This window comes from Kitasatospora sp. NPDC056783, from assembly GCF_042789895.1.
Classification (GTDB): domain Bacteria; phylum Actinomycetota; class Actinomycetes; order Streptomycetales; family Streptomycetaceae; genus Kitasatospora.
In genome coordinates, this window is sequence record NZ_JBHUAF010000351.1 from 1 (window position 1) to 9,229 (window position 9,229).

At 73.7% G+C, this 9,229-nt stretch carries 5 protein-coding genes; 2 read left to right on the plus strand and 3 right to left on the minus strand.

Annotated features, from left to right (window positions below; genetic code table 11):
- Positions 1–204: 204 nt before the first annotated feature.
- On the minus strand, positions 205–2,052 hold the full coding sequence (locus ACFRMQ_RS32960; RefSeq protein ID WP_380734413.1) for an ABC transporter ATP-binding protein: 1,848 nt from the start codon (positions 2,050–2,052) through the stop codon (positions 205–207).
- A complete protein-coding gene (locus tag ACFRMQ_RS32965) occupies positions 2,049–3,884 on the minus strand; it encodes an ABC transporter ATP-binding protein (RefSeq protein ID WP_380734414.1) in 1,836 nt (611 codons plus the stop codon). The genes ACFRMQ_RS32960 and ACFRMQ_RS32965 overlap by 4 nt, the downstream gene beginning before the upstream one ends.
- A 233-nt stretch (positions 3,885–4,117) precedes the next feature.
- On the opposite strand from ACFRMQ_RS32965, the gene ACFRMQ_RS32970 reads away from it, so the two are divergent.
- Positions 4,118–5,545 (plus strand): family 2B encapsulin nanocompartment shell protein, encoded by a 1,428-nt coding sequence (locus tag ACFRMQ_RS32970; RefSeq protein ID WP_380734415.1) that lies wholly within the window; start codon positions 4,118–4,120, stop codon positions 5,543–5,545.
- Here ACFRMQ_RS32970 and glgX read toward each other — a convergent pair.
- Positions 5,470–7,776, minus strand: a complete 2,307-nt coding sequence (gene glgX, locus ACFRMQ_RS32975) for a glycogen debranching protein GlgX (protein WP_380734417.1) — start codon at positions 7,774–7,776, stop codon at positions 5,470–5,472. The two genes, ACFRMQ_RS32970 and glgX, sit on opposite strands and share 76 nt — an antisense overlap.
- A 199-nt stretch (positions 7,777–7,975) precedes the next feature.
- Between glgX and ACFRMQ_RS32980 the strand changes: the two genes are divergently transcribed.
- Positions 7,976–9,199, plus strand: coding sequence for an Ig-like domain-containing protein (locus tag ACFRMQ_RS32980; RefSeq protein WP_380734418.1), 1,224 nt, complete (start codon positions 7,976–7,978; stop codon positions 9,197–9,199).
- Positions 9,200–9,229: the final 30 nt, after the last annotated feature.

The following is a 9,229-nucleotide window of genomic DNA, read 5'->3' on the forward strand; positions in this document are numbered from 1 at the left end:
GGGGGGCGGGGGGCCCGGCCGGCCGAGGCCGCCGGGAGGGCCGCCGGGCTGCGGCGCTGCCCGTCCGGCGGACCCGCGGCGGCCGCGCGTCCGTGACCCGGAGGCGCGGCCGCCCCCGTGTTCACCACGGGGAAGTGGGGCGGCCCGGCCGGGTGCGTGACGGCGCACCCGGACGGGCACATTCATGGGGCCCGGGCCGGAGCCCTAGACCAGGCTGTCCCGCCAGGCCCGGTGGAGGGTGGCGAAACGGCCGGAGCCGTCGATCAGCTCCTGTGGGGAGCCATCTTCCACGATCCTGCCCTGATCCATCACCAGGACACGGTCGGCGATCTCCACCGTCGAGAGCCGGTGGGCGATGATCACGGCCGTCCGGCCCGCCAGGACGGTGCGCATCGCCCGCTGGACGGCCTGCTCCCCGGGGATGTCCAGCGAACTGGTCGCCTCGTCCAGGATCAGCACCGCCGGGTCGGCCAGCAGGGCGCGGGCGAAGGCCACCAGCTGGCGCTGGCCGGCCGAGATCCGGCCGCCGCGCTTGCGCACGTCGGTGTCGAAGCCGTCCGGCAGGGCGGCGATGAACTCGTGCGCGCCGATGTCCCGGGCGGCCTGCTCGACCTCCTCGCGGGTGGCGCCGGGGCGGCCGATCGCGATGTTCTCGGCGACGGTGCCGGAGAACAGGAAGGACTCCTGGGTCACCATCACCACCCCGCGCCGCAGGTCGGCGGCGGAGAGGTCGCGCAGGTCCACGCCGTCCAGCCGGATCCGGCCGTCGGTTGGGTCGTAGAAGCGGGCCAGCAGCTTGGCGACCGTCGACTTGCCCGCGCCCGTCGCGCCGACCACCGCCACCGTCTGGCCGGCCGGGATCAGCAGGTCGAAGGGCGGCAGCACCTCCTGGCCGGTCCGGTACGCGAAGCGGGTCCCCTCGAAGGCCACCTCCCGGCCCTTGCCGGCGGCCCGGGGCAGCTCGACGGGCTCGTCCGGCTCGGCGACGGTCGGCTCGTGGGCGAGCAGGCCGGAGATCTTCTCCAGCGCGGCGGCGGCCGACTGGTAGCTGTTCAGGAACATCGCCAGCTGGTCGATCGGGTCGAAGAGCCGGCGCAGGTAGAGCGCGAAGGCGGTGAGCACGCCCAGCTCCAGCGCGTCGTCCACGACCAGGTAGGCGCCGAGCAGCACCACGCCGGTGGTCCACAGGTTGGCGGTGGCCCGGGAGAGGCCGACGTAGCGGGCGATCTCCAGCAGGCCGTCCGCGGTCGCGGTGGCGGACTGCCCGTTGACCACGGCGAAGGCGGCGTCGTTGGCCTTCTCCCGGCGGAAGGCCTGCACCGGGCGGATGCCGTTCATGCTCTCGGTGAAGCGGACGATCAGCGAGGCGGCCGAGGTGCGCGAGCGCCGGTAGACCCGGCGCGAGCGGCGGCGGAAGGAGCGGGCGACCAGGCCCAGCGGCACGGCGGCCGCCAGTGAGACCAGGCCGAGCCGCCAGTCCAGCGCCAGCAGCAGCACCGAGATGTAGCAGACCGACAGGATGACCGTCAGCAGCTCCTGGAGGCCCTCGGCGAGCAGCTCGCGCAGCGCGTCGATGTCGCTGGTGGCGCGGGAGATGATCCGGCCGGAGGTGTAGCGCTCGTGGAAGTCCAGGCCGAGCCGCTGGGCGTGCCGGAAGATCCGGCCGCGCAGCTCCAGCACGACGTCCTGGTTCACCCGGGCGCTGATCTTGATGAACGCCCACTGGAGCACCGGACCGAACAGCGCGCAGAACAGGTAGGCCGCGATCACCGCGATCAGCGGCCCGGAGTCGTGCTCGCGCAGCGCCGGGATGCCGCGGTCCATCGCCACCGCGACCAGCAGCGGGCCGGACTGGAGCGCGGCCTGCTGGACCAGGATCACCAGCATCGCGGCGGCGATCCGGGCCCGGTGCGGGCCGAGCAGCGAGCGCAGCAGCGCCCCGGGCGCGCCGGGCGGTACGGGGATGTCCTCCTCGTCGGCGGGCGCCGAGGGCAGTTCCTCCTCGGCCGGGTCGGCGGGCCCGGCCTGCACGGGTGCGGCGGTGGTGGTCATGCGCTGGTCCGTTCGGGTAGCAGGGAGGCCTCGCCCGACATCAGTTCCCGGTAGTGCGCGCAGTCGCGCAGCAGTTCCTGGTGGGTGCCGACGGCCTCGATCCGGCCGTCCGCCAGCACCGCGACCCGGTCGGCGAGCAGCACGGTGCTGGGCCGGTGGGCGACCACCAGGGCCGTGCTGGTGCCGAGCACCTCGCGCAGCGCCCGTTCGACCAGGGCCTCGGTGTGCACGTCCAGGGCGGAGAGCGGGTCGTCCAGCACCAGGAAGGCCGGGTCGCCGACCACGGCGCGGGCCAGCGCGAGGCGCTGGCGCTGGCCGCCGGACAGGCTCAGCCCCTGCTCGCCGACCTCGGTGTCCACGCCCTGCGGGAGCTTCTCGACGAAGCCGGCCTGGGCGGTGGCGAGCGCGGAGCGCAGCTGCTCCTCGTCGGCGCCCGGGGCGCCCATCAGGACGTTCTCCCGGATGGTGGCGGAGAACAGGGTGGGGTCCTCGAAGGCGACCGCGACGAGCTCGCGCAGGCGCTGGCGGGGCAGCTCGCGGATGTCCCGGCCGTCCAGCGTGATGGTGCCGGCGGTGGCCTCGTACAGCCGGGGGAGCAGCGCGGTGAGCGTGGTCTTGCCGCTGCCGGTGGCGCCGACCAGGGCCATCGTCTCGCCGCTGCGGATGTGCAGGTCGATGCCGGCCAGCAGGTCGGGGCTGTCCTCGGGGGCGTCGGGGTAGCGGAAGCGGACGCCGGTGAAGCGGATGCCGTCCGCGGCGCCGAGTTCGGTGGCGGTGCCGGTCTCGGGGTCGTCCGGCTCGTCCATCACCTCGAAGAAGCGGTCGGTGGCGGTGGCGGCCTCGTTGGAGTAGGCGAGCAGCCAGCCGAGCGACTCGACCGGCCAGCGCAGGGCGAGCGCGGTGGAGAGGAAGGCGACCAGGGTGCCGGCGCTCAGCTCGTCGTGGGCGACCAGGTAGGAGCCGACGGCGAGGGCGCAGCCGAGCGCGAGCTCCGGCAGTCCGACGGTGATCGCCCAGAGGTTGGCGAGCAGGTGGGACTTGCGCAGCTCGGTGCGGCGCAGCTCCTGGGACTGGGCGCGGAAGCGGTCGGCCATCGAGCGGTGCCGGCCGAAGGCCTTGAGGATGCGGATGCCGAGGACGGACTCCTCGACCACGGTGGCGATGTCGCCGTTCTGGTCCTGGGCGAGCCGGGAGGCCGAGGAGTACCCGGCTTCGAACTGCCGGGTGAACAGGAACAGCGGCACGAACGGTGCCAGGGCGATCAGCGCGAGCCGCCAGTCCTGGGTGAACATCACCACCGTGCCGGCCAGGAACATCACCGTGTTGACGATCAGGAAGACCAGGGGGAAGGCCAGGAACAGCCGCATGGTGTACATGTCGGCGGTGGCCCGGGAGAGCAGCTGGCCGGAGCCCCAGCGGTCGTGGAAGGAGATCGGCAGCCGCTGGAGCTTGGCGAAGAGGTCCCCGCGCATCGCCGTCTCCAGCCCGGCCAGCGGGCGGGCCAGCACCACCCGGCGGGTGTAGAACAGCGCGGCCTCGAACAGGCCGAGGCCCAGCAGCAGACCGACCAGCGGCCAGAGGCCGGCCAGGTCGCGCTCGGCCAGCGGGCCGTCCACGATCCGGCCGAGGACGACGGGGACGGCGAGGGTGCTCACCATGGCGAGCGAGGCGGCCGTCACCGAGACCGCCAGCCGGCCGCGGACGGCGCGGGCGTACGGCCACAGGCGCAGCAGGGAGCGGACCGCGGAGTGCCGCGGCGGGGGGCGGTCGGCCCCGTCGGCTCGGGGGCCCTCCGGGGTCGTGTTCTCGGTGTCTTGTCGGTTCTCGGCCATCGCGGTGAGGGTAGGCGGAGAGGCCGTCATTTCTCATCCGGTTTTTCGCCCCTGTCAGGTCCGCCCGTCGAGAACCGGCCACCCGAACGGGCGGAGCAGGCGCGGAACGAGGGGCGTGTGCCGTCGTTCGTGCAGGGATGAGTGCGCCGGGCGCCTCTTGCGAGCGCCTGCCGATCGGCCGATGACATCTCCTGACGGATGCACATGGATACGCGAGTGACAGGAGTGAGCACATGACGGTCGAAACCGAACCCACCCCCGGGCCCGGCTCCGCAACCGTGCAGGTACGGGCCCAGCTCAGCCTCAGCACGACCGCGGCGCGGAACCTGGCGACGACGACCAAGTCGAAGCCGCAGATGCAGGAGATCACCTCCCGTTGGCTGCTCAAGATGCTGCCGTGGGTGCAGGTCAGCGCGGGCACCTACCGGGTCAACCGACGGCTGAGTTACGCCCCCGGACGCGGCCGGGTGAGCTTCGCCAAGACCGGTTCGTCGGTGTCCGTGATCCCCGCCTCGCTGGCCGAGGTGCCGGCGCTGCGCGGCTTCGAGGACGAGGAGGTGCTGGCCGACCTGGCCCGCCGGTTCGTCCAGCGGGACGTCGCGCAGGGCGACGTCCTGGTGCAGGAGGGCTCGCCGATCACCGAGGTGTTCCTGATCGCGCACGGCAAGGTGGACCGGGTCGGCACCGGCAAGTACGGCGAGCAGACCGAACTCGGCTCGCTCGCCGACGGCGACCACATCGGCGACGAGGCGATCACCGACGGCGGCGGCACCTGGCCGTACACCGTGAAGGCGGCCACCGCCGGGGTCGTGATGGCGTTGTCCTGGCCGGCGCTCCAGGAGCTGATCGAGCGCTCCGGGGCGCTGCGCGAGCAACTCCTGGGCTTCGCCGCCGACGCCGCCCAGGCGCAGAATGACCACGGTGAGGCGGAGATCGACCTCTCGGCCGGCCACCAGGGCGAGTACGAGCTGCCGGGCGCCTTCGTGGACTACGAACTCAGGCCGCGCGAGTACGAGTTGAGCGTCGCGCAGACCGTCCTCAAGGTGCACACCCGGGTCGCGGACCTCTACAACCAGCCGATGAACCAGACCGAGGAGCAGCTGCGGCTGACCATCGAGGCCCTGCGCGAGCGGCAGGAGCACGAGATCATCAACAACCCGGAGTTCGGGCTGCTCAGCAACGCCGACTTCGACCAGCGGATCCAGACCCGCACCGGGGCGCCCACCCCGGACGACCTGGACGAGCTGCTGAGCATGCGCCGTGACACCGACTACCTGTTCGCCCACCCGCGCGCCATCGCGGCCTTCGAGCGGGAGTGCAACCGGGCCGGCGTCTACCCGGAGACCGCCGTCGTCCTCGGCAAGCAGCGGCCGACCTGGCGCGGGGTGCCGATCTTCCCGTGCAACAAGATCCAGGTGTCCGCCCAGCAGACCACCTCGTTCATCGCGATGCGCGCCGGCGAGGACAACCAGGGCGTGGTCGGCCTGACCCAGGTGGGCATCCCGGACGAGGTCGAGCCGGGCCTGAACGTGCGGTTCATGGGCATCGACGAGAAGGCGATCGCCTCCTACCTGGTCAGCACCTACTACTCGGCGGCGGTGCTGGTGCCGGACGCGATCGGCGTGCTGGAGAACGTCGCGGTCGGGGTCGCCGGCAGCTGACCCGGGGAGTCCTGGTTGGGCGCGCGCAGCAGCCGCAGCGAGCGCCCGGCCAGGGGGACGGCGCCGCGCGGGGGCGGCCCGTCCGGGCCGGTTCCGGTGGCGGCGGAGTCGGCGGTGGCGGCCGTGTCGACCACCGACTCCCAGCCGGCCGCCGGCGCCGTCCAGGGCTCGCCGGGCAGGGTGAACACCACCGGCCGGTGGCCCGCGTTGAGCAGCAGCAGGAAGCTGTCGTCGGCGAGCGGCCGCCCGGCCTCGTCCCGTTCGGACATCGCGGTGCCGGAGAGCAGCATGCCGAGGCAGGCCGTCGGCGCGAACCAGTCGGCCTCGGTCATCTCCCGGCCGCGCGGGGTGAACCAGGCGAGGTCGGGCCGGCCTCCGGGGGTGGCGGCCCGGCCGGAGAAGAACGCCCGCTGGCGCAGCACCGGGTGGGCCCGGCGCAACCGGACCAGCCGGGCGGTGAGTTCGCACAGCTCCCGCCAGCCCGGCTGCGCCAGCAGCGACCAGTCCAGCCAGCCGACCTCGTTGTCCTGGCAGTAGGCGTTGTTGTTGCCGCCCTGGGTGCGGCCCAGTTCGTCCCCGGCGGTGAGCATCGGGACGCCCGCCGAGAGCAGCAGGGTGGCCGTCAGGTTGCGCAGTTGGCGCAGCCGCAGCGCGTTGACCGAAGGGTCCGCGGTCTCGCCCTCGGCGCCGTGGTTCCAGGAGCGGTTGTCCTCGGTGCCGTCCCGGTTGTCCTCGCCGTTGGCCTCGTTGTGCTTGCGGTCGTAGGAGACCAGGTCGCGCAGGGTGAAACCGTCGTGCGCCGTCACGTAGTTGACCGAGGCGTACGGGCGGCGGCCGGCCCGCTGGTAGAGGTCGGAGGAGCCGGAGAGGCGGTAGCCGAGCTCGCGGACGTCCGGGCGGGCGCCGCGCCAGAAGTCCCGGACGGTGTCGCGGTACTTGTCGTTCCACTCGGCCCACGGCGGGGGGAAGCCGCCGACCTGGTAGCCGCCCGGGCCGACGTCCCAGGGCTCGGCGATCAGCTTCACCCGGCTGAGCAACGGGTCCTGGGCGACGGCGGCGAGGAACGGGTGGTCCATGTCGACGTCGGCGGTGCCGTTCGGGCCGCCGCGGGCCAGGGCGGCGGCGAGGTCGAAGCGGAAGCCGTCCACGCCCATCTCGGTGACCCAGTAGCGCAGCGAGTCGGTGATCAGCCGGATCACCTGCGGGCGGCGGGTGTCCAGGGTGTTGCCGCAGCCGGTGTAGTCGGCGTAGCCGCGCGGGCGGTGCGGCGGGAGGCGGTAGTAGGCGGCGTTGTCGATGCCGCGCAGGGAGAGCGACGGGCCGAGTTCGCCGCCCTCGCCGGTGTGGTTGAACACCACGTCGAGGATCACCTCGATCCCGGCGGCGTGCAGGGCGCGGACCATCCGCTTGAACTCGCCGACCTGGCCGCCGCGGGAGCCGGAGGCGCTGTAGCCGGCATGCGGGGCGAAGTAGCCGATCGTGTTGTAGCCCCAGTAGTTGACCAGCCCGCGGGCCTGGAGGTGGTCCTCGCTGGCGTGCTGGTGCACCGGCAGCAGCTCGATGGCGGTCACGCCGAGGCGGGTGAGGTGGGCGAGGGCCGCGGGGTGGGCGAGGCCGGCGTAGGTGCCGCGCAGCCGCGGCGGGACGTCGGGGTGGCGCATGGTGAAGCCGCGCACGTGCAGTTCGTAGAGCACCGTCTCGGCCCACGGGGTCTTCGGGCGGTGGTCGTCGTACCAGTCGTCGTCGTCGTGGACGACCACGGACCGGGGCACGTGGGGCGCGGAGTCGCGGTTGTCCCGGACGGTGTCGGCGACGTCGGCCTCGGGCCAGTCGCGGACGGCGGCGCAGGCGGCGCCGTGCGAGGCGTAACAGCCGTCGACGGCACGGGCGTACGGGTCGAGCAGCAGCTTGGCCGGGTTCCAGCGGGCGCCCGTCCACGGGTCCCAGCGGCCGTGCACGCGGAAGCCGTAGCGGGTGCCGGGGCGCACGCCGGGGAGGAAGCCGTGCCAGACCTGGAAGTCCTGCTCGGTGAGGCGGTGCCGGCTCTCCCGGCCGTCCTCGTCGAACAGGCACAGGTCGACGGCCTCGGCGCCGCCCGCCCAGAGCGCGAAGTTGGTGCCGTGACGGCCGAGCCGGTCGGTGCGGTAGCGGGCGCCGAGCGGCTGCCAGCTGCCGGGCCACGGAGGGCCGTCCGGCGGTGCTCCGGCTTCCAGCTCCTGCCCTGACACCATGGCCTGCCCTCCCTGGGCGGGGTGTCCCGGACCCCGCCCACCTCTCTTTCCCGGATTGTGCAGATCGGAAGCCGTTGAACGGGGGCTTACCGGCGGATGGCGGGCAGGGGGGCGTGCCGGGCCGGGGCCCGGCGTGTCTTCGCCGGGAGGCGCCTCGTTGTCCCCGGTGTCGAAACGTGAACAGTGGGAGGGCCCCGGGATGCGGCGCCGAGGACGGGTGTGGGCGCGGGGCGCGGCGGCGGTGGCCTGCTGCCTGGCGGTCCTGGCGGGATGCGGCGACCCGGTGGTGCCGGACGGGGACGCGGCCACGGCGGGCGGGTACACCGCGCCGCCGGCGCCGTCCAGGGCGGTGCTCACCGCGCAGCCGGCCGACGGCGCGCAGGGCGTGCCGCCGGAGGGCCCGGTGCGGGTGGCCGTCGCGCAGGGGCGGCTGGTCTCCGTACGGCTGGCCGACACCAAGGGCACCGAGGTGCCCGGCACGATCGCCGCGGACGGCACCGGCTGGGCGCCGGACGGCCCGCTGCCGCTCGGGACGGCGTTCACCCTGGACTCCGTGGCCGAGGACGACCAGGGTCGGAAGGCGGCCCAGCACTCGGAGTTCACGACCGTCGCCCGGGCGCACACCTTCGCGGCCTTCTTCACCCCGGAGGACGGCTCCACCGTCGGCGTCGGCATGCCGGTCTCGCTGCGCTTCAGCCGTCCGATCACCGACCGGGCGGCGGTGGAGCGGGCCGTCCAGGTCACCGCCGACCCGCCGGTGGCGGTGGCCGCGCACTGGTTCGACGGCCGGCGGCTGGACTTCCGCCCGCAGCGGTACTGGGCGGCCGGCACCAAGGTCACGGTGGCGCTGCGGCTCAAGGACGTGCAGGGCGCGCCGGGCCAGTTCGGCACCCAGAGCCGGGACCTGCGCTTCACCGTCGGCCGGGCGCAGGTCTCCACCGTCGATCTGGACGCCCACACGCTGACCGTCCGGGCGGGCCAGGGCGGCAAGGTGCTCCGGGTGCTCAAGGTCTCCGGCGGCAGCCGCGAACACTCCACCTACCGCGGGGTGATGGTGGTGTCGGAGATGTACAAGGTGACCAGGATGAACTCGCAGACCGTGGGGATGGGCGACGAGTACGACATCCAGGACGTCCCGCACGCGATGCGGCTCACCAACTCCGGCACCTTCGTGCACGGCAACTACTGGGCGGACCCGGCGGTGTTCGGCACCGCCAACACCAGCCACGGCTGCATCGGGCTGGCCGACGCCAAGGACGGGGCGAGCAAGGACTCCCCGGCGGGCTGGCTGTTCGAGCACACCGTCCCGGGTGACGTGCTGGAGGTGAGGGCCTCGTCCGGGGACCCGGTGCCGCCGGACAACGGGCTGAACGGCTGGAACGTGCCGTGGGAGCAGTGGACGGCCGGGAGCGCGTTGCGCTAGCCGGGCCGCCGCTCAGCCGTACCCGGGCCG

Excerpts from the sequence above, each read along its gene's own strand:
- ACFRMQ_RS32960 (WP_380734413.1), bottom strand. The coding sequence starts at position 2,052 with ATGACCACCACCGCCGCACCCGTGCAGGCCGGGCCCGCCGACCCGGCC.
- ACFRMQ_RS32965 (WP_380734414.1), bottom strand. The coding sequence starts at position 3,884 with ATGGCCGAGAACCGACAAGACACCGAGAACACGACCCCGGAGGGCCCC.
- ACFRMQ_RS32970 (WP_380734415.1), top strand. The coding sequence starts at position 4,118 with ATGACGGTCGAAACCGAACCCACCCCCGGGCCCGGCTCCGCAACCGTG.
- glgX (WP_380734417.1), bottom strand. The coding sequence starts at position 7,776 with ATGGTGTCAGGGCAGGAGCTGGAAGCCGGAGCACCGCCGGACGGCCCT.
- ACFRMQ_RS32980 (WP_380734418.1), top strand. The coding sequence starts at position 7,976 with ATGCGGCGCCGAGGACGGGTGTGGGCGCGGGGCGCGGCGGCGGTGGCC.